Origin of the sequence: Halorussus salilacus (assembly GCF_024138125.1) — an archaeon.
Taxonomy (GTDB): Archaea; Halobacteriota; Halobacteria; order Halobacteriales; family Haladaptataceae; genus Halorussus; species Halorussus salilacus.
In genome coordinates, this window is the sequence record NZ_CP099994.1 from 228,756 (window position 1) to 251,387 (window position 22,632).

Below are 22,632 nucleotides of genomic sequence, written 5' to 3' on the forward strand. Positions count from 1 at the left end.
CCCTCGACCGCGCTGTTCGGTTCGTATTCGTCCCCATCCCATAGCGACTCCAACGACGCCGCATTTCAAAAGCGTGTCGCGCGTTCGGCGGACACTGTGAGCTACGGGGTTCCCGTGGTCGAGGAGTTCGTTCGGTTCCCCACGTCTCGGACGACGTAGGTGTCCAGCGTCCCGTCGTCGTAGACGTGAGCGACCGCGGGGTCGCGTTCTAACCGCTCGAAGTCCTCGGGCGAGTGTCGCCAGAAGTCCCGATACTGGGGGTAGAACCGCGGGTTCTTGGTCCGTCCCAGTTTGGTCGCCACCAGATAGCGGCGGTCGGTCGCCGCCCACGAGGGCACCTCCTCGTCGGAGGCGTTTCGGTAGTCGAAGTGCATCGGCGGCGGCGGCACTTCCCGCCGGACGTTCTCGCCCCAGACCTCCGTAGAGCGGTGGAAGTTGTACATCCGATACTGGTCGATTCCCAACTGATCGATCAACAGCGTCCGATTGCGGTGCTCGAAGAGCCAATCCATCCCTTCGACCTCGGCCTGTGTGATCTGACTGCTGGAGTCGTTCGCGAGCGGTGACCCGTACAGGAGAAAGACCGAGAGGAAGGCGAACACGACGAACGAGACGTAGAGGAGCCGACGGAGGTTCCGACTCGCGGTTTCGCAGTCGACCCGCTCGAAGAGCGTGTAGAACCCGATTCCGATCAGGACGGAACCGGCGAACAACGCGTACCGGACGATTCGATAGAAGTCGAGTACCACGTCGACGAAGAACGCGATGGCACCGCCGACCGTGAACACCACGAGAGTCGCCCCGAGGAAGGCCTCGACGGGGTCGAAGCGGCGCTCGTCCCGGACGATGAGGAGCGCGTAATAGCTCAAAAAGAGCAGTCCCATACCGACGACGGCACCGACCATCCCGTAGGTATAGATGCCGGTGAGGGCGACGTCGACGAGGTCCGGCGAGGTTCGGCCGAACACGCCCGAGATGTTGTCGAACGTCGACGACCCCTCGGAGACCCCGACCAGCGTGTACACGACGCCGAGGGTGCTCCCGATTATCGACTCGAACGAGTAGTACCACGAGAAAAAGAGGACGAACCCGAGCGAGGCCGCGGTCAGCGAGGTCGTCTCCCGGCCGGTGAACCCCTCGCCCGTGCGCCGTCCGACGAGGAACGACAGCTTCAGGAGCACGAGTATGCCGACGACGAAGACTGTGACCGCGGGGTGATAGAACACGAGCGCGACCATGGCGACGAGCAACAGCAGCTTGAACCGGTAGCGCGACCGGCCGCCGTAACTCCGGAAGAGCAGGGCGAGGACGAACGGGAGGAGCATGAACGCGACCACGCTCGGATGGAAGAAGACGTGGTCGAAGCCGAACAGGGGCAACGAGGCGAACGGCAGGACGAGTAGTGCCTTCCGGCCGTCCGAGAAGAGCGCGGTCAACAGCGGATACATCGAGACGACGTAGAAAATCGAGACGACCGGCGGAACGACGTTTATCACCTTCGAGGGGTCGATACCGGTCGCATCGCTCAGCGTCAGCGCGAGCAGGTGAACGTTGGGATAGTAGTTGTTCCGCGGGAGGGTCCCGAGGTCGGCGATCTCCCGAATCATCCCGATGTACGTGAGCATGTCGCCCCTGGCGAACAGGTGGTATCGCAACGCGGGAATCGACAGCAGAACCACGCTGGCGGCGACGACGAGCGCGAAGCCCCACTTCCAGTAGGGGTGGGGGTCCTCTGACCGCCCGCTCTCGAAGACGACGACCTGCCCGAGGAAGACGGCCGCCAGCAGGAGTGCCCAGAACGCCGGGCCGTAGCTGTCGTACACCGATATCTCGTAGGTCGGCGCGTACGGGTCGGCGGCGACGAACGTAATCGCCGTCGCGACCGACGCCGCTCCCGCGGCTACGAGGAGCTTCAGCCTCGTCGGCCGCTCCACGCCGACCCCCCACTCATCGTCTACCTACGCGGCGGCCTCGGTATTGTGTCTTCCGGGCGAGGCGGTCCCGCGGGACCGCCTCGCGCCGGTTCGCGTGGCGAGAACATTTATGCGGAGTTCAGTTGTTGCTCGCGGTGTGCAGTACACGAACGAACCCGGCGAGCGCGCCGTCGAATGAGGGGGTGAACCGATGAACGTCGCCCGGTCGAGCTTCAAGGTGTTCCTCGCGGAGACCGTCAGCGTCGTGCTGTCGTTTCTCGCCATCATGTACTACGCCCGAGAGCTGGGTGCCGCGCGACTCGGGACGTTCTTCCTGTTTCAAGCGACGCTGTTCGTTCTCAGGCGACCGGCCGACTTGGGCCTCCGAATTGCTGTCCAGAAACGGATCAGCGAGGGGAGCCATCCCGAATCCGTCCTCACCACGAGCCTCCTGTTGAAACTCGGATTGCTGTCGCTCACGATCTGGGGCCTGTTGGCGGTCCGAGGATTCGTCGCGGATTACATCGGTCTCGACCTCACCTGGTTCCTCGTCGTAGCTCTGGTGCTTCACGAGCTTTCGTCCCTGATGAAGAACGCCCTCTCCGGGGAACTCCGCGTGGGTGAGACGGCGATCATAGACTTCGTGTACAACGTCGTCATGTACGGCGGCGGTGTCCTCCTCGTGTACGCGGGATACGGGGTCGTCGGACTGGTCGTCAGCGTCATCGCGGGACTGGCGCTTCGACTCGTCCTGGCGTTCCGCGCCGTCGACACCGGCTTCGGGCGGCCGTCGATGGAGCGGGCGCGCTCGCTGGCCGCCTACGCCAAGTTCACCGTCGTCCCGAGCGTCGGCCATCAGGTCCACCAGTGGATGGACACGCTCATCCTCGGCGTGCTGGCGACGAACGCCGCGGTCGGGGTGTACGAGGTCGCGTGGCGGATCGGCGGCCCCGTGCTTCTGGCAGCCCAGTCCATCGGCGTGGCCATCTTCCCCCAGTTCAGCTCGTGGGACTCCGCGGGGTCGCGGGACTCCATCGAGCGCCTGTTCTCGCGCGTACTCACCCCGTCGATGTTCCTCGTGTTTCCGGCGTTCTTCGGCACGCTCGTCCTCGCCGAGGAGATACTGACACTCGTGTTCGACGCCGAGTTCGGGGCCGCGTGGCTCGCCCTCATCATCATCATGGCTGGCAAGATACCCAGCGGCATCAAGACGCTGGCAGGCGACGCCCTGTACGGCCTCAACAAGCCGAAGTACGTCACCATCGCGACCATCGTGACGATAACCGCGAACTTCGTGCTGAACGTGATTCTCATCTCGGCGTTCGGCATCGTCGGTGCCGCGACGGGGACGATGGTCTCGGTCACCATCGGGATGGCTCTCCGAACCTACTATCTCTCGAGATTCATCGAGATTCGAGCACCGTACGACGAACTCGGGTGGTGTGCGGTGTCGGCCGCCGCCATGGGGACCGTCCTCTACGCCGCGAAGACCGTCGTTCCGGTCGAGACGGCGGCCGGTCTGTTCGGATTCGTCGCGACGGGCGTCGTCCTGTACGGCGCGTTCGTGCTCCTCTACCCGCCGCTGAAGGACCAGATATCCGCACAGCTCCGGGAGTTCGTTCCAGGGTTGCAGTGACCCGCCTCGGCCCGTCGATTCGACCTCGGCCCGTCGGTTCGACCTCGCCCGACCCCGATTGCGTCCGGTTCGCGACGCGGGTCGGCCCGCTAACGATTTGGGGGTCGCCGTCGTTAGCGAGTACTCATGCCCTCGATCAGTACCGCGCTCGTCACCGCGTTCGCAGTATCGAGTTTCCTCGTGCTGTACGCCTACTTCCTCTACCCCGCGGGGCTCTGGGTCGTCTCCCGGTTCGTCTCCCGCTCGACGCCCACGCTCGCCGCCGCCGACGAACTCCCCACGGTGTCGCTGATAATCGCGGCGTACAACGAGGAGGGCGTCATCGCCGACAAGATAGAGAACAGCCTCGGACTCGACTACCCCGAGGACAGACTCGACATCGTCGTCTTCTCCGACGCGTCGAGCGACCGCACCGACGAGATCGTCCGTTCGTACGCCGACGAGGGCGTCGAACTCGAACGCATCGAGGGGCGGGTGGGCAAGACCGAGTGCCAGAACAGGGTCGTAGACCGGGTCGACGGCGAGATACTCGTGTTCTCGGACGCCAACTGCATGTACGACGACGATGCGATACGTCGGCTGGTCGCGCGGTTCGGCGAGGGCGTCGACTGCGTCGTCGGTGAACTCCGCCACACCCGAACCGACGACGACGTGGAGGGCGAGTCGCTCTACTGGCGCTACACCCGGCTGGTCAAGCGACTGGAGTCGAACGTCGGGTCGGTCGTGAAGGGCAACGGCGCGATATACGCCGTCCGCCGGGAGGCGTACGTCCCGCTCCCGGCCGACGCCATGAGCGACTTCGCCGAACCCCTCGCCGTCCGGGAGCGCGGCGGGCGGGTCGAGTACGCCCACGATGCGGTCGCTCGCGAGCGGACCGCCGGGTCGGTCGAGGCAGAACGCGCCCGCAAGACCCGCATCGCGACCCGGTCGTGGCACACGGTGGCCCAGCACCTCGGACTCCTGAACCCCCTGCAGTACGGCCGCTACTCGCTCCAGTTGTTCTCCGACACCGTCCTCTGGTGGACCACTCCGCTCCTGTTCGTCGCGGCGTTCGCCAGTGCCACCGCGCTGTGGTTCCTGACCGGAAGCACCTTCTTCGGCCTCGTGGTCGCGGGGTTCGTGGCGCTGGTCCTCGCGGGTTCGGTCGGACACGTCCTGAACCGCCGGGGGAGCTCGGTCCCCTCGCTGTTGCACGTCCCCCACTACTTCCTCGTCGGCAACTACAGCCTCGCGGTCGGCGCGTGGAACTTCCTCCGGGGACACAACATCGTGACGTGGAATACGATGAACGAGTGAAAAGAAACCGCTCGGTATCGGCCGCTTCGCCGTCCTCAGAGCGTGATGGTCTCGGTCTGGGTAGTGACGTTCTCCCCGCCATCTTCGGCGCGCAACGTCACTTCGAGTCCGGTGTCGACCGGGAACTGGAAGAGGTCCCACCCGGACGCGCTCTCGCCACTTACGTCGGTCACCGCGAAGTTCATGTTCTCCTCGTCCTCGGCCACCACGACTTCGACGGTGTCGAGTTCGTCCTCGTTCTCCGAGACGGCCCACTGGACCGAGAACATCCTGTCGTCGCCCAACTGCTGGCTCTTGGATATCTCGAATCGGTCGATGTCGGGACCGTCCGATTCGACGATGTCGTCGATGCTCACTTCTTCGTCGTCGTACCGAATCGTCCACTTCGACTCGTCGAGGTCGGACATCGACTCGATGGTGCCGTCCACGTAGTACGAGTCGCCGTATCCGTTGCCGACCGCACCGTTGACCGTCACGGTTCCGTCACCGTTGTCGGTGATGTCGTCGTTGTCCTCCGCGGAGAGGTCACCGGCGTCGGTCCGCTTTTCGACGGTTCCGGCGACGGTGAACTCGTACTCCGTCGTGGCCATCCCCTCGCTAGTGATGAGTTCGAGGATGATGCCTTCCGGGTCGGCGTCCTGTTCGGGTGGTGTACCCGGGATGGGGGTGGTGCTGAGCTTCCAGTTATCTAAATACACGTCTTGGTCTTTCGGTGACGGGTCACTACCGCCGTACCATACCGTGAACGCGTAGTTGATTCCTTCTTCGGGGTGTTCTGTCCACCGAACCTCATCTTGCTCGATTGTCTTTTCGTCGTCGACCCAGTACTCTAATATTCCATCGGAATTTGCACTCCCGTTTGAAACGGTGTTCATCTTTACGTGTTGGGTGATTCGATGCCACTCGCCTTTCGACACCCAACGATAGCCCCAGTTATTGCCGTACTGGCCATCCATGTCCATGTGGTAGACGTACGAGCCGATTCGAATCCGGTCGCTGTCGGTGTCTTTGAACCCGGCCCGTGCGCTCCATCCGTATCCGGTGGCCGGATCGCCACCGTGGCCGTCACCGTTCTCGTCGGTTTCACTCCAGTCTTCGAAGTAGTTCATCGGCCCCGGCAGTTTGTTCGTGTGCGAACTGCCTTCGAAGTCGGACGAAAACCGCACCCAGTAAGTGGCGTACAGCTCCTGAATCGGTTCGTCGAGTAGGTCCGCTTCGACGGGATCGGTCCACGCGGTCATACCGTCGTGACTCCCCTCTTCGAACGGAACTCTGAGTGAATACGGTTCGGACTGAATCGGCTGGGACGTGAGTTCATCGTACATGTTGTACGTGAACGTGAAATTGTCACGGTACCCCTCGTCCTCGAAGTTTTCATCCAAAAATAGGTCTCCTTCTTGCGCCGTCCCGACTGTACCGAATGCTACAAGAGATGTCGCTGCCACGCCAGCTAATTGCAAGTAGTCACGCCGTTTGAGCGCCAATTTCTCGTGGTCGGAATCACGTACCGTCTCGTCGCGTGCCATGCAACCTTCAATGCTATATCCACATATTATAAACTTATTGGTGTGGGACCAATCTGTCGCAAGTAATCAGGCTATCGTCTTTCGCAAAGGATGGCAATGGAACATTACTACTAAAAGTTAGATGACTACCTCTCGGGGACCAAACTGTACGGTTGTATTGCCTCCCCAAGGATTAAATGAGATATTCCCGTTCCAACGGTCTATGCCACTGAACAGGGGATACCAGTACGTGAAGGCCGCAACAAACCTCGTTCTGGCGATGCTGTCCCGCGACTCGACCCAAAAAAAGCGACAAGCTGAGTTGGGGTACTGGAGACTCCAAAAAGCTAAGAAAGGAAAACTACCATCGGACCATTACGAGTACTTCTTCACGGATCACTTCGATCTCGATACGGGTGAGTACGACGGAAAGCGAGTGCTCGATATCGGCTGTGGTCCGCGGGGGTCTCTCGATTGGGCGACGATGGCCGAACAGAATATCGGGCTGGACCCGCTGGTGAACGAGTACGAGAATCTCGGTTTCGCTGACGACTCACCGATGGAGTACGTCGATAGCGGAGCCGAAGACATTCCGTTTCCCGACGAACACTTCGATATCGTTACCTCGTTCAATTCGTTGGATCACGTAGACGACCTTCAGCGGAGCATCGCTGAAATCAAGCGTGTGACGGCTCCCGATGGCTTGTTCCTACTTATCACTGATGTGAACCACGACCCGACCGTGACCGAACCGATATCCTACGGCTGGGATATCGTCGACGAATTCCGTCCCGAATTCGAACTCGTCTGGCAAGACCGACGCGAGAAATCGGAAGACGGAATATATGCGAGCGCTCGATTCGGCGACCCATACGACTTTTCTAACGAAGAGACACGGTACGGCGTGCTGTCAGCGAAGTTCGAACGCCGAAGTCTTTAGTCAGCGGCGACAGTTTCCTCATCGGTGCGCGAGGGTTCTTCTGAGACAGTCTCGTGATATAGAACTGAACGACGATTCCCGTTTTCCAAAAGCCGTGGTCACCGAATATCGGGTTTCGGTGTTCACCACTCCGAAGTTATTCCAAAGACGCCCTCGTGTCCTCGTTGGGAGTCGACGTGTCCGCCTCTACCTCGCTAGTGCTGAGGAGTTCTGCGATCACCGGATCGTACCTCTCCAACAATGAGTCCCACGAGTACTCCCGACCGAGTACTTGCGCGTTCGACGAGAGCGTATCCCGTAGGGATTCCGACGCTTCGAGTCGCTCGATAGCCTCGACGAACCCGTTCCACGAATCTCGTATCAGGGCGGTTTCGCCGTCCTCAAGCGGCAGACCCTGAGCCCCTACCTCCGTCGTCACGATGGGGAGACCGGCCGCGAGGTAGTCGAGCATCTTGAGCTTCGTCCCCGACCCGAGCGTCAGCGGACAGATGGCGATGTCCGCGAGCGACAGGGTTCCTGGCAAATCGTCCACGAACCCGGGCGTGTGGACGTTTTCACGGTCGACAGACGGTGGATTACGCCCCACCAAGAGGAACTCGATGTCGGGGAGCGCGGGTGCGAGTTCGTCGGCGATCACTTCGGCCGCGACTTCGTTCGGGTCGTAGTCGAACGCCCCGACGTACAGACAGACCGTCTCGGAACCGTCGAGGCCGAATTCCTCCCGGACTGCGCCGGGGTCGCCGCCCGAATCGATGTGATCGAAATCGGTCCCGTTGGGTATCACCTCGACCACCGCGTCGTCCGGAAGCCGGAACCGCGTGGCGTCGTCCTCCGACTGGAACACGACCGCGTCCGCGGCGTCGATTCCCCACTGCTCGAATCGACGGAGGTTCTTCACCGCGCGTTGCCGCAGGGACGACGGAACCGGCCGCAGGCCGAGTTGCTGGTCGAGCAGGTCGTACATCGCGTTGTGCTTGTTCAACAGGAGCTTCGCGTCGTACCGGGCCGCCAGTCTACGTCCCGCTCGGAGCATCTGGGGCGACTCACAACACACCACATCGAACTCCGCGTCGAGCCGGTCGAGCGTTCGAACCGTCCGACCGGCCTGTAATCGGTCGAGCCCGTTGTCGGCCGCGAGACCAAACGTTGCGTTCCACGCGTATATGCGAGTCGTCTTGTAGTTCAAGAACGGATTGTCGGTTCCCACGCCCTTGACTCCGGGGTGGAGGTCGCTCCCGTCGCCGTCCGGATGCGCTAACCACACGCTCCCGTACTCCGCGAACTTCTTCGCCGTCTCCCAGATGCGGACCTCCTCCCCGTTCGACGGTGGATGTATCTCGCCTCGGTGCAGTTGGAGGATGGCCGGTCTATCCGTCATCCGCGCCACCCCCCGGCCGCCGAGGGGCCGTCGGCGCGTCGCCGCCGACCGGAACGGGTTCGTCGGCCGTCGGTTGGGTCCGCCGTTCCGCGACGACGCTTCGAACCGCGTCGTAGAGTAGGGGCGCGACCGATTCCGCATCGTTCGTCGTTGCTACCCGCTCGCGGGCGTTCCTCCCGATTCGGTCGCGCTCTGCCGGGTCGTCCAACAGCGATGAGACCGTTCGTGCGAGTTCGTCCGACTCGTTCGGGTCGACAAAAACCCCGGTCTCGCCGTCGTCTATCTGCTCGACGATGCCGTACGCGGGGTTCGTAACGATGGGGAGTCCGGTCGCCTGGGCCTCCAGAATCACGTTCGGATAGCCGTCGATGAACGAGGCGTAGAGGAACACGTCGGCACACCGATATAGTTTCGCCACCTCGTCGACGTATCCCGGCGTTCGGATTCGGTCCCGCACATCGCCGTCCACGCCATCGTCGAGATACCGCTGTAGACGGCCGTAGTACCTCCCGTCACCCGCGACGACGTATTCCACGTCTGGACGCTCCCGGAGCAACGGGACGATTCCGTCGATCAGTCGCCTGACCCCCTCGTACTTCCCCTGAAAGTTCAGGTTCGTCACGGTCAACAGCAGTTGCCCTTCGTCGGCGTCCCGGCCGTGGCCTCCCGCCTCCGATGGGGCGTACGTCTCGAGGTCGACCGGGTTCGGAACGGACGCGATTCGCTCTGTCGGGCACCCAGTCTGGCGGTGAACAGTCCCCGCGAGCGCGTCGGCGACCGGGACGAACCCGTCTGCGTCGTGGAAGACCGCCCGAGTCAGCAACGCAAACGGAAGGTGGGTCGCGAACCGCTTCCACTCGCGCTCTCGAACGAGGTCGACCGCCGCCTCTCGATGCTGTCTGAAGATATCCCCGTTCTGCCGTATCAGGAATGGAACCCCGTGATACCTGCCGAGTAACGCGCCGACGACGCCGAGGAGTCCCGACCCGTTGTAGGTGAGAACTGCGTCCGAGCCGCGTCGCTCGATACACCGTGACCCGGTCGTGAACGCCGACAGGTAGGCCCGAACCCCGTCGTCAGGGTCGATAGTCACGAGAGTCCCGCGACGGCCTAACTCCTCGAACGGTTCTCGCATCTCGTCGACCCGCATGTTCGTGAGCCCGAGTACGTGCATCCGGTCTGTGACTTTCCGTCCGTCCTCCGTCGGTCCCGCCTGTGAGTCGTTACCCATCTCGGCTCACCTCCCCACCGACCCGTCTCCCGGCGGTCCGACGTGGGTCTGTATCGAATGGAGGATGACGCCCGCAAACGAGAGTAGAGACCCGAGAAACGTGCTGAACAGGCAGATCAGCACGATTCCCGTCGGGAACGTCCCCGTCTGCACGTAGTTGACGACCCCCCAGTAGCCGAAGCCCATGCCGACCGTCACGGCCGCGATTCCCGGGAGTCCGACGAAGGTCAGCGGCCGCTCGCGCTCGACGGTCCGCAGGATGTTGCTCACGACCGACAGGCCGTGGGATATCGGGTTCTGCGTGCTCGTCTCATCGCCGTCGTAGCGGATGGTGGTCCCGACCTCCTCGACGGCGTAGCCGTTCCGTCGCGCGTGATAGAGGATGTCGGTGCTGGCTCCCATGTCGTCGCCGAGCGTCCCGTCGCCCGCGAGGCTCTCGATGGCGCGGGCGTCGAACGCCCGGAACCCGCTCTGGGTGTCCGAGACCCACGACCTGAAGGGGAACGCGCCCATCGAGAGGTTCGTGAGGACGTTGATGACGAACAGGCCGAACCGCCGATACCGGGGGACGTGAGCGTTCGCGTCACCGCGGAACCGGCTCCCGACAACGACGTTCGCGTCGGTCTCTCGCTGTCGCGCGAGCAGTTTCGGGATGTCCTCGGGGTCGTGCTGGCCGTCGCCGTCGAGGGTCACGAGCGCGTCGGCGTTTCGGTCGTCGGCGGCCTCGAACGCGGTCTGCAACGTCGCTCCGTACCCGCGGTTCGTCCCGTGCTCCACGACGGTCGCGCCCGCCCGCTCGGCCGCGGCGACCGTCTCGTCGGTGCTCCCGTCGTCGACGACCACCACCTCGTCGACGTGCGGGCGGGCTCGCTCGACGACCGACCCGACGGTGTCCTCCTCGTTGTACGCGGGGATGGCCGCGACGGTGTCGACCGATTCGCGCGACGGTTCGTCGACCAGCGGAGCTGCGGCGGTGTAGCTGTCGGTCGCTTCGGCGGCCTCCTCGAATCGTGACGTATCAACGCGGACGCCGGGAGAGTCGACGTAGAGCATCGCCGGAAAGCCGTACGCCCGCGCGACCCGCTCGACGGTATCGACCGGCGAATCGTCCTCGAACTCGAGTTCGAGGACGACCGAGCCTAACTTCTCGGCGAGCCGACCGATCAGGGAGTAGTCGGTCTCCGGAACAACGACGAAGGAGAAGACCCCGTGTTCGTTCGCCCGCAACAGGGTCCGGGCCACCGTCCCCAGGTCGAGTTCGTGGGCGATGATACTGAGAGCGGGCGATACCTTCTCTCCCGTCGGTATCGCTTCCAGTCGGTGTTCGTTTTCCGTGTACTCGTTCGTACTCCCCATCGGACCCCCTATTGCTATCCTGATGTATAGTTAGAAGCCCCGTATCACGCGTAAACAGCCGATGGAAGTCGAGCGTCGAAACGCCGGTCGGACGCATCGAGCCGATAATTCCGGTCTGGTCTCTCCCCGACCGTCGAAACGGCCGGAACGGTAGCGAAACGGCCGGAACGCCGGTGAAACGACCTCGCCGTCCGGTCGCGGTTCCGGCTGGCGGTTCCCGCCGTTCGAATCGACGAAACGCGCATGTGGGGTCCGGTATGCGTCGTTACTGCTCGGTGACGTTCACCCAGACGTGGACGCTCCGATATGCGTTCCCGGCGCTCGGGTCTTCGGGCGGTTCGTCGACGTAGAGCAGGTACTGGAGTCGGAGTCGCTCGCCGGTGGTCCCCGGTGCGAACTCGTGGCGACGGTGGACGGTCTCGTTGTCGCCGACGGCCGCCCGGAACCGGTCGAGTTCTCGCGAGTCGGTCACGGTCGACGAGTCGTTCGTTTCCCGAACCTGCTGTAACTGGACGACGACCGAGTACTCGACGTCCCGGTGCTCGTGGTTGCCGATTCCGACGACGACCGTCGCGTTCTCGCCCCGCGCTATCGTCTCGGGGTAGCCGTCGGCCGCCAGTTCGCCGGTCTCGTTCTCGCCGAGGAGGTAGAACTCGGTGAACGTCTGGCTCTCCTGCGGGCCGAGTACCGCGTACACGCCGCCGCCGACCGCGACGAGCACGGAGACGACGAGTACGACGTTCAACGCGGTATCGAGCGTCGAACTCCCCGCGAGTCGTTCGGCGCTGATTCCCGCGGCCCACTCCCCATACGGAACCCGGAACCGGCGTTCGGCCGGGAGTCGCCATCGGCGGGCCGCCGCGACTGCCGCCATCGCCAGCGCGAACCCGCCGACCGAGAACAGCAGCGACTCGCGAGTGATGTCCACGGGCGCGAAGTTTATCACCAGCGCGAGGAGGGGCACGACCAGCAGGCTCGCCCCAACCGAGAACAGGCCGCGCTCGGCGAGGGTGAGGCCAGCGCTCGACCGCGGCCAGTGGGCGGTCGGCCCCCGGTCGTCGGCGGGCTCGGACTCGTCGGTCCCCGACTCGCTCGATTCGGGGAAGAGCGCGGCGACGACCGCGTACCCGGGAACGAAGAGGACGAACACCCCCCCGAGTACCGCGCGGAGCCACGACTCCCGGACGACCGGGAGCCAGACCGCGAGCAGGGCCGCCGCGACGAGTCCGACGACCACCGTCAGGTCGGCCGGGAACCGGCGGACCGGCCGCGGCAGGAGCAGTTTCAGCTCGCGTCGGCTCACCATGGTGTCCACCTGTTCGCCGCCGAAGACTAAAAATAAGCGGAACCTTTGAACTCTTCGCGAGGCCGTCCGACCGGGCTCACAGCAGCCCCTCGGGGAGGAATTCGAGGACGCGCCGAACCATCAGCACGCCGAACCCGAGCACCCCCGCGAGCGCGACCCACTTCAGCCGGGACCGCCACCTCGGGGCGACGTTGACCGGCGCGGTCAGCTCCGCGAGCACGAGGAAGCCGACGAGCGACCCGATGAAGAACGTCTCCAGCGACGGCTCCCCGAGCGCCGCCAGCGCCAGCACGGTCCCCAGCATCCACGCCACCTGTCCGTAGACGAACCGGCGGGGTCGTCGCATCGCCATCGTCCCGTGTACGCCGGGGCCACAGTAGAAGGTGACGCCCGAATGCGCTCGCCGCGGCGCGGGACGTGCTCGGCCGAGGGGAAACATCCGGCCGGAACGGAGCGCAACGATGCGAACGTTTCTATGCGTCCCCCGTCGTAGACCGGTCGGAATGAGGGGAGACGGGCTCGCGATTCCGCACGTCGTGTTGGCCGGGCTGACGCTGGCGGTCGTCGTCGGCGTGGCGGTAGCCGGGGCCACGTCCTCGGCGTCGTACGGTCCGTACAACGACGAGTGGGACGGGACGACCGACCTCCGCTCGGTGGCCGACGACACCGGCACGCGGGTCGAACTCGCCCACGACACCGCGACCTACTCGTCGGTCCCCGCCGACGACGCGGTGGCGTTCGTCCTGTCGCCCGACCAGCGCTATCGGCCGACGGAACTCGCCCGCGTGACCGACTTCGTCGAGCGCGGGGGCACCCTCGTCGTCGCCGACGACTACGGGCCCCACTCGAACGACCTCCTCCGCAGCGTCGGCGCGTCGGCCCGACTGGACGGGCGGCCGCTGTACGACGTTCGGTCGAACTACCGGTCCTCGGCGATGCCGGTCGCGACCCCGGTCGAGGGCCACCCGTTCGTCGCGGGCGTCGAGTCGGTGACGCTCAACCACGGGACTGCGGTCGACCCTGCCGACGCGACCCCGCTGGTCGAGACCTCCGAGCACGCCTACGTCGACGCCGACCGGGACGGCGAGTTCGGCCAGAACGAGACCCTCGACAACCGGACCGTGGCGACGGTCGAGTCGGTCGGCGACGGCCGGGTCGTGGTGGTCGGCGACTCCAGCGCGTTCATCAACGCGATGCTCGACCGGCCCGGCAACCGGGCGTTCGTCCGGGCGCTCCTCGCCCAGCACGGCACGGTCGTGCTCGACCACTCGCACACCGGGTCGCTCCCGCCGCTCGCGCTCGCGGTCCTCGTCGTCCGGGGGTCGCCCCTCGCCCAGTTCGGTCTCGGCCTCCTCGCGGTGGGCGCGCTGGCGGCGTGGGCCCGGCGCGCGGTCGGCTCGCACCGCGAGCCGACCGCGCTGGTCGACGACGCCCGTCCCCCCGGTCGGAACTGGCCGACTCCCTCGAACGTCGCCACCCCGACTGGGATCGCGAGCGCATCGAACGGGTCGTCTCGGCGGTCGAGCGCCGCCGCGAGCGATGAGCGTTCGCGCCCGCGCCGCGGGCGCGAACGCCCGTTCGAGTGCGAACGCCCGTTCGAGTTATCCGGCTCGGCGTCGTCACCGACGACGATGACCGAACCCGCCGCCGTCTACGAGGACCTTCGAGAGGAGATACAGACCGTACTGGTCGGCAACGAGTCGGTGCTGGAGACGCTGACAATCTCGCTGTTGACGGGCGGTCACGTCCTCGTGGAGGGCGTCCCCGGCGTGGCGAAGACGACCATCGCCCGCCTGTTCGCGGCGGCGACGGGGCTGGACGCGAACCGCGTCCAGATGACCCCGGACGTTCTTCCGGCCGACATCACGGGGACCCATATCTACCGCGAGACGACCGGGGAGTTCGAACTCCAGCGCGGGCCGGTGTTCGCGAACGTCGTCGTCGTCGACGAAATCAACCGCGCGACGCCCAAGACCCAGTCGGCCCTGCTCGAAGCCATGCAGGAGAACGCGGTCACTATCGACGGCGATACCCTCCGGCTCCCGGACCCCTTCTTCGTCGTCGCGACCCAGAACCCCATCGAGATGGAGGGGACCTACGAACTCCCCGTCGCCCAGCGCGACCGCTTCCAGTTCAAGTTCACCGTCGGGATGCCCGACGAGGACGAGGAACTCGCGCTCCTCGACCGGTTCGACGACCGGCCCGAACTCGGGCCCGAGGACGTCTCGCAGGTCGTCACCGCCGGACAGATTCTCGACGCGCGGGAGGTCGTCGCCGCGGTCCACGTCGACCCGGCCGTCAAGCGGTACCTGCGGGACCTCGTGAACGCGACGCGCGAGACGCCCGACCTAGAGTACGGTGCGTCGCCTCGGGCGGCCCTGTTCCTGCTCGACGCGACGAAGGCGCGCGCGGCGCTCCGCGGCCGGGAGTACGCCACCCCCGACGACGTGAAGGCGCTCGCCCGCCCGGCCCTCGCCCACCGACTCGTGACCAGCGCGGAAGCCGAGTTGAGCGACGTCTCCGTCCACGACGTGCTCGACGAGGTGCTGACCAGCGTCGACCCCCCGGACGGCGACGGTTCGATGGCCGGAGCCGAGAATGCGGCGGCGTCTGGACGTGAGGACTCGTGACTGGCCCCGCGCCTCGGCTCTCTACTCCCGTTCTCCGCCCGCGGATTCGGCGTCCTCGTCCGTCGGTTCGACATCGTCCCACTCGCAGGTGACGAAGTAGTCGGCCGGGCCGTTCTCCGCGGGCGTCACGTCGAGCGACACCGGCGCGTCGAGGGCCGCGGCCATCCCCACCCCGAATAGGGACGCGACGGGGTGGTCGAACCGGTCGACCGGGCCGTAGACGGCCCCCGAGACTTCGACCGTGACCCGTCGGCCGTCCGGGTCGGCGTCGGCTCTCGCGCTTTCGGCGAGTTCGAACCCCTCCACGAGCGCGTCGGCCAACTGCGCCCCGAGGTCGGCCGGATGCGTGGCGGCCTCCTCGACCATCGCGGATTCGAACGCTCGATAGAGCCCGCCGCCGGTCGGCGTCAGGGCGACGCCGCGCTCCCGGCCGCGCTCGGTCACGACGAACAGCGAGTCCAGCGACTCGGCGTCCGGAACGGCGAACTCCGAGCGGTTGGGGACGAACAGGCGAACGTCGGCGACCTCCTCGTCGGTCGTTCGTCCCGGCACGTACACCCGGTCGTCCTGCAGGCCGAGTTCGGCGACGAGTTCCGCGCCGGTCGCCGCGAGCGCGGCGTAGACTCGCTCGCCGGTCTCGGCGGCGACGAACCGCTCGGCGGTGAGGTAGTAGGTCATCACCCCGGCGAACAGCCCCGTGCCACCGAGCGCGAACAGGACGTTCCGCGAGTCGGGGAACGCGACCGCTGCCAGCGCCGCCAACGCACCGACGGCGAACATCCCGAGCGCGGTCCGCCGGTAGGAGGCCTGGTGGGCGCGGACGGTCTCCTCGCGGAGCCGTCGGTTCTCCTCGACCAGCATCTCGACCTGAGCGGCGAGGTCCGATGCGGTTTCGGACCCCGCGCCGTCGCCCTCGGACTCGCGGCCGCCGGAACCGGGGCCGTCGGCGGATTCGAGGCCGTCGCTACTCATCGGTCTCACCCGCGAGTCCGAGCGAGACGAGGCGGTAGCGATGCAGTCCGTACGTTGTGAACGCCGCCAGCGCCACTACCAGACCCGCGGCGGTCGGGATTTCGAGAAGCGGCCTCGCGCTCGCCCACGCGAGGACGCCGCCAGCAAGTATCCACGCGAGGACGACGAGTAGCCCGACGGAGGCCCCCGGCGTCGAGCGGCGGGGGCCGACGGGCCGGACCGTCGCGACCAGAACGCCCACCAGCCCGGCCTCGACCGCGCCTGCGCGGGCGAGGTCGACGGTCGAGACGATGGCCCTCTCCGGTAGCACCGCCACGAGCGCGAGGTGACCGACGGCGAACGCGTACGTCGGCCCGGCGAGGTACCACGCGACCGGGACTGCGAGCGCACCGACGACCGCGACCCACTGCTCGCCCGCGAAGCTGATGAGCGCGGCCGTCGCGACCAGCGCGCTCGCCCCGCCGAGTCGGGTCCGGTCGGTAGCGAAGCCGGATTCCGGTTCGGCCGCCATCGTCACTCACTCGCTCCCGCTCGCGCGCTCGCTCTCGTGGCTTCCCCCGTTCGCGGCCCGGTCTCGTTCGCGGCCATCAGGGCGTCCAGCCGGTCGCCGGGAGCGACCTCGAACGCCGAGACGCCGTCGAGTTCCGCGAGTTCACGCCGGAACAGCTCGAAGTCGACGTACCGGTCGTATGTCGATTCGAGGTCGGCCGACCCGCGGTCGAACAGCGCCCTCGGCGTCAGGAACACCACGACGTGGTCGTCGTACCGGCGCGCGACTTTCACCGTCTGGAGGACCTCGGCCCGGCGCGAGTCGTCGGTCAGCACCACCGTCGTCACGTTGCCCCGCAACCGTTCGAGACGGGTCTTGGCGGTGCGGTAGAGCGGGTCGTCGGCCACGCGCTCGACGTAGGGGTCTGCGTCGGCGAAGAACGGTTCCAGCCGAGCGGCGAACGCCGTTCGGTCGTCGCTCAGCCGCCGCGAGCGACGCCGAGCGGCGGCTGGCGAGTGCGCCGCACCGCGTCCGACTCCACTCCCGGTCCCGGCTTCACTCGCGTTTCCGACTCCACTCCCGGTTCCGGCTTCACTCGCGCTTCCGACTTCGCTCTCGCCGCCGGACGCGCGAGACCGCTCGGGCCCCGGTTCGAGCGCCCGAAGCCAGCGTTCGAGTACCGCGTAGTTCCCGCCCACGGTGGACGGTGACCCGTCCCGGAGCAGGCCCGCCTCGCCGACCGCGTACACGTTCACCGGCTCGTTGCTATCGCGAGCGTGACCGACGACGGCGAGCGCGATCTGTCTGGCGTAGTCGAACGCGGTCTCCCCGTCGGGACCGGTGGCCATCGACGCTCGGCAGTCCACGAGGAGGGCGGTCCGGCGCTCGGTGGTGGCCTCGAACTCCCGGACGTGGGGGAACCCGAGACGGGCCGTCGCGTTCCAGTCGATCTGTCGCACCTCGTGACCGGGGACGTAGGCCCTGATGTCGTCCGGGTCGAGACCGGACCCGTTGTCGCTACTGGCGTACTCGCCGTAGGGCGCTTCCACCGAGTCGCCGCCGACTCCGACGTGGACGTTCGTCGGCCCGCGCGGGCTCGCGCTCACGCGGGGCTCGGGCCCCGCGGGGAACACCGCCCGGAACCGTCCGGTGGCGTCGGTCGCGGTGACCGTCGCTCGGCCGAACTGGAAGTCCCCGGCTACCCGACAGCGAACTGCGAACGTCGTCCGCGCCGAACGCTCGCCGACCGACAGCGACGCTCGCGGTCCGCGAGCGTCGCTGTCGGGGTCCTCGTCACTGGCACCTTCGTCGTCTCCCCCGCTCACTTCGACCCCGACCGGGAGGTCCGCTTCGAGTTCGATTCCGACCGGGGCCGGGCGATGCAACTCCGCGCCGAGGACGACCTCCAGATCGTCGCCGACGCTGGTCGCGTCCCTCGCTACCGACTGGGTGACCGAAAGGTCCTCGGCCGCGTTCGAGACCGCCCGCACGAACAGGTACTGGCGCGCGACCAGCCAACCGGCGACTCCGGCCGCGCCGACCAGCAGGACGGCGCGGCCGAACAGAACCGCCGAACCGGCGAGAACGACGGCAACCCCCGCCTCCCCCCAGTAGCGCCGCGTCGCTTCCATGGCGCTGGAGACGACGTTCCCGTAGTTCAAGCTACTGGTAGTCGGGGGCGAACGACGCGGGTACCGGACCTGTGCTACTCGTTCTCGCGGAGCCTCCACCAAACGTATTACCGAGGCAAGAGTACTGGTCGATGTGACTTGGGGGAGTGGGGACCGACCGGCCGGATAACCCTCGTTCTGTTCGTCCTGGTAGCGACCGCCGGGCCTATCGTCTTCGGAGCGAGCGCTGGGAGTGCGGTCCCAGACGTGGAAATCGCCGACAACGCTGGCATCTCGGACGCCGAACGGGACGACCCTCCCGAGGGGAACGAGACCTCGGTCGCCCACCGGAACCCGGACGAGGTCGACGAGAGGGACAGCGTCAGCGACGCGCAAGTGTGGATGTCCAGAGAACTGTCGGAACGCCTCGCCGAGAGCGCCGACGTGAGTCGAGAGGACCGCGAGCGCGCGAGCGAACTCATCGACGACAACTCAGAGTACGCCGAACTGGCCGACCAGTACGCAGAGGTGTCGAACGAGGGCGAGCCCGAGAGCGGCCGAATCGAGGGCGACCCGCTCGACGCCACCGGGCAACTCCAGCGGGAGTTCTTCGCCGAGGCCCGACTGTACCAACGGACCCACGAGGACTACCGCGAGGCCCGCGAGGAGAACGAGACCCTCCGGACCCGGCGACTCGCCCACGAACTCGAACGCCGAGCCGCCGAGGTGAACCGGACCGCGTCCCGACTCGACGAGAGCTACGCCGACATGGAGTCGCTGGACGAGGGCGAGCGCCGGAACGCCACCCGGTCGATCAGCGAGGTGCGGTCGAACGTTACCCGAACGCAACTGACCGTCCGAAACCGGACGCTCGTCCGGACCGAACTGTCGGTCGAGGCGACGGAACCGGTCGGGTCGTTCGTCGACCCCGTCCCGCTCGACGGTCGCCTGCAGACGGCCGACGGCGACCCGGTCGCCGACGAGAACGTGACTCTCCGGGTCGGCAACCGGACGCTCGACGCGACGACCGACGGGGACGGTCGGTTCGAGGTCGCGTACCGGCCCACGCTCGCCCCGGCGGGCGAGCGCGCGCGGACGGTCGAGTTCCTGCCCGCGAACGAGTCGGTCTACGTGCGCGACGACGCGACGGCCCGATTCGAGATTCGGCGGGTCGAGCCGAACGTGACGATAGCCGACGCGTCGTCGCCGGTCGGGTACAACGATACGCTGTCCGTCGAGGGGAGCGTCGCGGGCGACGGCGTCGGCGCTCCCGACGTGCCGCTCGCGGTGACGGTCGACGGTGTCCCGATTGCGCAGGTCCGAACCGCCGAGGACGGCTCGTTCGACGCCGCAGGACGGTTCCCGGCGAACGTCTCGCCCGGAGACCGGCGGGTCGACGTCGGTCTGGCGCTCGATACTGCGACGTCCCGGGCCGACGGCCCGGTCGCGCTCGCCGGGGCGAACGGAACGGCGGCGGTCACCGTCGAGGAGACCCGGACCTCGCTGTCGACGACCGAGGTTCGGACGTTCAACGAGACCGTCTACGTCGCGGGTCGGCTGGCGACCGAGGACGGCGACCCGCTCGCGAACCGGACGGTCGACCTTCGCGTCGACGGCCGGACCATCGGGAACGCCACTACGAACGCGACGGGCGAGTACGCGACGACCGCGACCGTTTCGAAGGGGTCGGTCTCTGCCGACTCGTCTGCCGAGGTCGTCGCGGCGTACTCGCCGTCCGACGGGAACCTCGGCCCGGCGCGGGCGAGCGCGACCGCGACCTTCGACGCGAACGATTCGGCATTCTCCGCCGAGCAGTTGGGACTGGGCGTCGTCGGACTACTCGGCGTCACCATCCTCGGCGCGTTCGTCTGGCGATTCCGCGCCGACGAAGCCGAACGGTCCGACCGCGAGACCGACGCGGACGCCCAGGCGAACGCAATCGCGGATACCGGCCGACCCTCCCCAGAGTCGCTGTTCGACTCGGCGACCGTAGCACTCGAAGCCGACGAGTTTGACGCCGCCGTCGTCGCCGCTTACGTTGCCGTCCGCCACCTGCTGAGCCGTGGTAGCCGACCGGTGGCGGGACCGCTCGATTCCAGCGGTCGAACTCACTGGGAGTTCTACGACGCGTGTCGGGCCGCCGGTCTCCCCGACGAGCGATTGCGGACGCTGAAGCAACTCACGGAGACCTACGAGCGCGCGGCGTTCGCGCCCGGCGAAGTCCCCGAGGCTGTCGCGACGGACGCGGTCGCCTCTGCGACCGCGTTCGGTTCTGACGGTGGGCCGGACTCGCCGACGAGGTCGGGGGAGTGACCGTCGGGGAGAGTGCTCGTCGGGCGGAGTACCCGTCCGGCGGAGTCGGAGCTGTCGGCGGGCGCTCAGAACTCGCCGGTCACGACTCAGGACGGGACAGCTATCGGCGATTCTTCGGAAGCCGTCACTCGTGACCCTCGATCTCCACCGGTCCGTACGGCTCCTCCAGATACTCCAGTTCGCTGTCCGAGAGGTCGATTTCGAGCGCTTCGACCGCGTCCTCCAGATGCTCGACGCTGGTCGTCCCGACGATGGGCGCGTCGACCTCGTCTCGGTGGAGGAGCCACGCGAGCGCGATCTGGGCCATCGTCACTCCCTTCTCCACCGCCAACTCTTCGACGCGCTCGTTGACCTCGTCGCCCCCGTTCGAGCGGTAGGCGGCGACTCGACTCGACATGGACTCGTCTTCGTCCATGAACTCGCCGCGGACCGTTTCGAGGAACTCCTCGTGCGGACGGGTGAGATACCCACGGGCGAGCGGACTCCACGGCATCACGCCGATGCCCTCCTTCTCGCAGAGCGGGAGCATCTCGCGCTCTTCCTCGCGGTAGGCGAGGTTGTAGTGGTTCTGCATCGAGACGAACCGGTCGAGTCCGATTCGCTCGGAGGTGTAGAGCGCCTCGGCGAACTGGTGGGCCCACATCGACGAGGCACCGATGTACCGGACCTGTCCTCGGCGGACCGCGTCGTCGAGCGCGCGCAGTGTCTCCTCGATGGGCGTCTCGTCGTCCCAGCGGTGTATCTGATAGAGGTCGACGGTGTCCATCCCGAGGCGGTCGAGCGAGTTTTCGAGTTCCTGCTCGATGGCCTTTCGGGAGAGTCCACGGGCGTTGGGGTTGTCCTCGCCCATCCGGTGGTACACCTTCGTCGCGACGACCGGCCAATCGCGGTCGTAGTCGGCGAGGACGTTCCCGAGGATACGCTCGGATTCGCCCTGCGAGTACATGTTCGCGGTGTCGAAGAAGTTGATGCCGAGGTCGATGGCGCGTTCGATGATCGGTCGGCTCTCCTCCTCTTCCAGCACCCATTCGCGCCAGTCGCTCGACCCGAAACTCATGCACCCGAGGCAGATTCGACTCACTTTGAGCCCCGTCTCTCCGAGCGTCGTGTACTCCATGGCCGGGAGAACGGAGCCACACCTCAAAAAGATTGACGAGAAGGCAACTCGTCTTCCTGTTCGCTTTCCGTTCTCACGACGTGAGTACGTAGCCGAAGTGTGTGCATGGTCCGAAGCCGAATTCGAGGCCCTGCCGAAATTGTCTCGACCGTATCATCGAAACGAGGGAACCGAGAGGGGACCAGTCACCGAACAGAACTGCTCTCTCGACCACAGACTGCCGAATTCAGACGCCGACCTTCTCGTCGTGCTTCAATTCCACACGGATTCTGGTGAAACGGTCTCTATTCCCATTCCCACGTATCAGTCCCGATAGCTTCAATCCCACAAGGGTTCTGCTGAAACCGCCTCGGGCGGCGATACCGAGGCGTTCCTCACGCAGCTTCAATCCCACAAGGGTTCTGCTGAAACACTGATACTAAACCAGTAACTAAAGAGGCTACCAATAGCTTCAATCCCACAAGGGTTCTGCTGAAACAACGTCGTCGGCTGCTGCGTCTTGCATTGCAATAGCTTCAATCCCACAAGGGTTCTGCTGAAACCGCCTCGGGCGGCGATACCGAGGCGTTCCTCACGCAGCTTCAATCCCACAAGGGTTCTGCTGAAACACTGATACTAAACCAGTAACTAAAGAGGCTACCAATAGCTTCAATCCCACAAGGGTTCTGCTGAAACAACGTCGTCGGCTGCTGCGTCTTGCATTGCAATAGCTTCAATCCCACAAGGGTTCTGCTGAAACAATGATATCGACCGGGAGGTCCAACAGTCGCTTGCCGCTTCAATCCCACAAGGGTTCTGCTGAAACTCCTCGACGGTTTGCTGAAGCTCTGCGAGCGCTCGACGGCTTCAATCCCACAAGGGTTCTGCTGAAACCCGTCGCTGGTATCGGGAGCGTAGGCCGTCACGTTCCGCTTCAATCCCACAAGGGTTCTGCTGAAA

At 65.8% G+C, this 22,632-nt stretch carries 16 protein-coding genes, 1 pseudogene and 1 CRISPR repeat array (1 of these 18 cut by a window edge); of the genes and pseudogenes, 6 read left to right on the forward strand and 11 right to left on the reverse strand.

The genetic code is table 11. From position 1 onward, the window contains the following. Positions 1 to 101 precede the first annotated feature (101 nt). Complete coding sequence (locus NGM10_RS16735; RefSeq protein WP_253484087.1) at positions 102 to 1,934, reverse strand: hypothetical protein; 1,833 nt, start codon at positions 1,932 to 1,934, stop codon at positions 102 to 104. A gap of 190 nt (positions 1,935 to 2,124) precedes the next feature. Between NGM10_RS16735 and NGM10_RS16740 the strand changes: the two genes are divergently transcribed. Both NGM10_RS16740 and NGM10_RS16745 read left to right on the forward strand, forming a co-directional pair. Next, entirely contained in the window at positions 2,125 to 3,549 is a 1,425-nt protein-coding gene (locus NGM10_RS16740; RefSeq protein WP_253484089.1) for a flippase, read from the forward strand. Positions 3,550 to 3,675: 126 nt separating this feature from the next. Continuing rightward, entirely contained in the window at positions 3,676 to 4,845 is a 1,170-nt protein-coding gene (locus NGM10_RS16745) for a glycosyltransferase family 2 protein (protein WP_253484092.1), read from the forward strand. A 35-nt stretch (positions 4,846 to 4,880) separates the two neighbouring features. On the opposite strand, the gene NGM10_RS16750 is transcribed toward NGM10_RS16745, so the two are convergent. Continuing rightward, a complete protein-coding gene (locus NGM10_RS16750; protein WP_253484095.1) occupies positions 4,881 to 6,086 on the reverse strand; it encodes a polysaccharide lyase in 1,206 nt (401 codons plus the stop codon). A gap of 487 nt (positions 6,087 to 6,573) precedes the next feature. Between NGM10_RS16750 and NGM10_RS16755 the strand changes: the two genes are divergently transcribed. Beyond that, on the forward strand, positions 6,574 to 7,290 hold the full coding sequence (locus tag NGM10_RS16755; RefSeq protein WP_253484098.1) for a class I SAM-dependent methyltransferase: 717 nt from the start codon (positions 6,574 to 6,576) through the stop codon (positions 7,288 to 7,290). 136 nt (positions 7,291 to 7,426) lie between these two features. Here the strand turns inward: NGM10_RS16755 and NGM10_RS16760 are convergent, their stop codons facing one another. From NGM10_RS16760 to NGM10_RS16780, 5 genes are all read right to left on the reverse strand, one after another. Then, positions 7,427 to 8,668 (reverse strand): glycosyltransferase family 4 protein, encoded by a 1,242-nt coding sequence (locus NGM10_RS16760; protein ID WP_253484101.1) that lies wholly within the window; start codon positions 8,666 to 8,668, stop codon positions 7,427 to 7,429. Further along, the gene (locus NGM10_RS16765; RefSeq protein WP_253484104.1) at positions 8,658 to 9,899 is read right to left on the reverse strand and encodes a glycosyltransferase family 4 protein; all 1,242 of its coding nucleotides are present in this window, start codon (positions 9,897 to 9,899) and stop codon (positions 8,658 to 8,660) included. The genes NGM10_RS16760 and NGM10_RS16765 overlap by 11 nt, the downstream gene beginning before the upstream one ends. A gap of 6 nt (positions 9,900 to 9,905) precedes the next feature. Next, on the reverse strand, positions 9,906 to 11,255 hold the full coding sequence (locus NGM10_RS16770; protein WP_253484107.1) for a glycosyltransferase family 2 protein: 1,350 nt from the start codon (positions 11,253 to 11,255) through the stop codon (positions 9,906 to 9,908). 265 nt (positions 11,256 to 11,520) lie between these two features. Then, positions 11,521 to 12,561 carry a DUF1616 domain-containing protein gene (locus NGM10_RS16775; protein WP_253484109.1) on the reverse strand — a complete coding sequence of 347 codons (1,041 nt, stop codon included), beginning with the start codon at positions 12,559 to 12,561 and terminating at the stop codon, positions 11,521 to 11,523. Between the two features lie 76 nt (positions 12,562 to 12,637). Continuing rightward, complete coding sequence (locus NGM10_RS16780) at positions 12,638 to 12,913, reverse strand: DUF8044 family membrane protein (RefSeq protein ID WP_253484112.1); 276 nt, start codon at positions 12,911 to 12,913, stop codon at positions 12,638 to 12,640. Between the two features lie 151 nt (positions 12,914 to 13,064). Here NGM10_RS16780 and NGM10_RS18315 point away from each other — a divergent pair. Together NGM10_RS18315 and NGM10_RS16790 are read left to right on the forward strand one after the other, a co-directional pair. Then, positions 13,065 to 13,739 (forward strand): annotated as a pseudogene (locus tag NGM10_RS18315) (DUF4350 domain-containing protein); the annotation flags it as partial. Positions 13,740 to 14,192: 453 nt separating this feature from the next. Next, entirely contained in the window at positions 14,193 to 15,191 is a 999-nt protein-coding gene (locus NGM10_RS16790) for an AAA family ATPase (RefSeq protein ID WP_253484721.1), read from the forward strand. 21 nt (positions 15,192 to 15,212) lie between these two features. Here NGM10_RS16790 and NGM10_RS16795 read toward each other — a convergent pair whose 3' ends face one another. From NGM10_RS16795 to NGM10_RS16805, 3 genes are read right to left on the reverse strand one after another with little or no spacing between them, the layout of a single operon-like run. Continuing rightward, positions 15,213 to 16,163 carry a DUF7982 domain-containing protein gene (locus tag NGM10_RS16795; protein WP_253484115.1) on the reverse strand — a complete coding sequence of 317 codons (951 nt, stop codon included), beginning with the start codon at positions 16,161 to 16,163 and terminating at the stop codon, positions 15,213 to 15,215. Further along, complete coding sequence (locus NGM10_RS16800; protein WP_253484117.1) at positions 16,156 to 16,674, reverse strand: DUF8163 family membrane protein; 519 nt, start codon at positions 16,672 to 16,674, stop codon at positions 16,156 to 16,158. The genes NGM10_RS16795 and NGM10_RS16800 overlap by 8 nt, the downstream gene beginning before the upstream one ends. Before the next feature lie 2 nt (positions 16,675 to 16,676). Beyond that, complete coding sequence (locus NGM10_RS16805) at positions 16,677 to 18,284, reverse strand: DUF58 domain-containing protein (protein ID WP_253484119.1); 1,608 nt, start codon at positions 18,282 to 18,284, stop codon at positions 16,677 to 16,679. A 246-nt stretch (positions 18,285 to 18,530) separates the two neighbouring features. On the opposite strand from NGM10_RS16805, the gene NGM10_RS16810 reads away from it, so the two are divergent. Next, positions 18,531 to 20,576 (forward strand): hypothetical protein, encoded by a 2,046-nt coding sequence (locus NGM10_RS16810; RefSeq protein WP_253484122.1) that lies wholly within the window; start codon positions 18,531 to 18,533, stop codon positions 20,574 to 20,576. A gap of 124 nt (positions 20,577 to 20,700) precedes the next feature. On the opposite strand, the gene NGM10_RS16815 is transcribed toward NGM10_RS16810, so the two are convergent. Beyond that, a complete protein-coding gene (locus NGM10_RS16815) occupies positions 20,701 to 21,693 on the reverse strand; it encodes an aldo/keto reductase (protein ID WP_253484125.1) in 993 nt (330 codons plus the stop codon). A gap of 249 nt (positions 21,694 to 21,942) precedes the next feature. Continuing rightward, positions 21,943 to 22,632: a CRISPR direct-repeat array (repeat unit 30 nt; unit sequence GCTTCAATCCCACAAGGGTTCTGCTGAAAC); it runs 2,249 nt beyond the window's last position.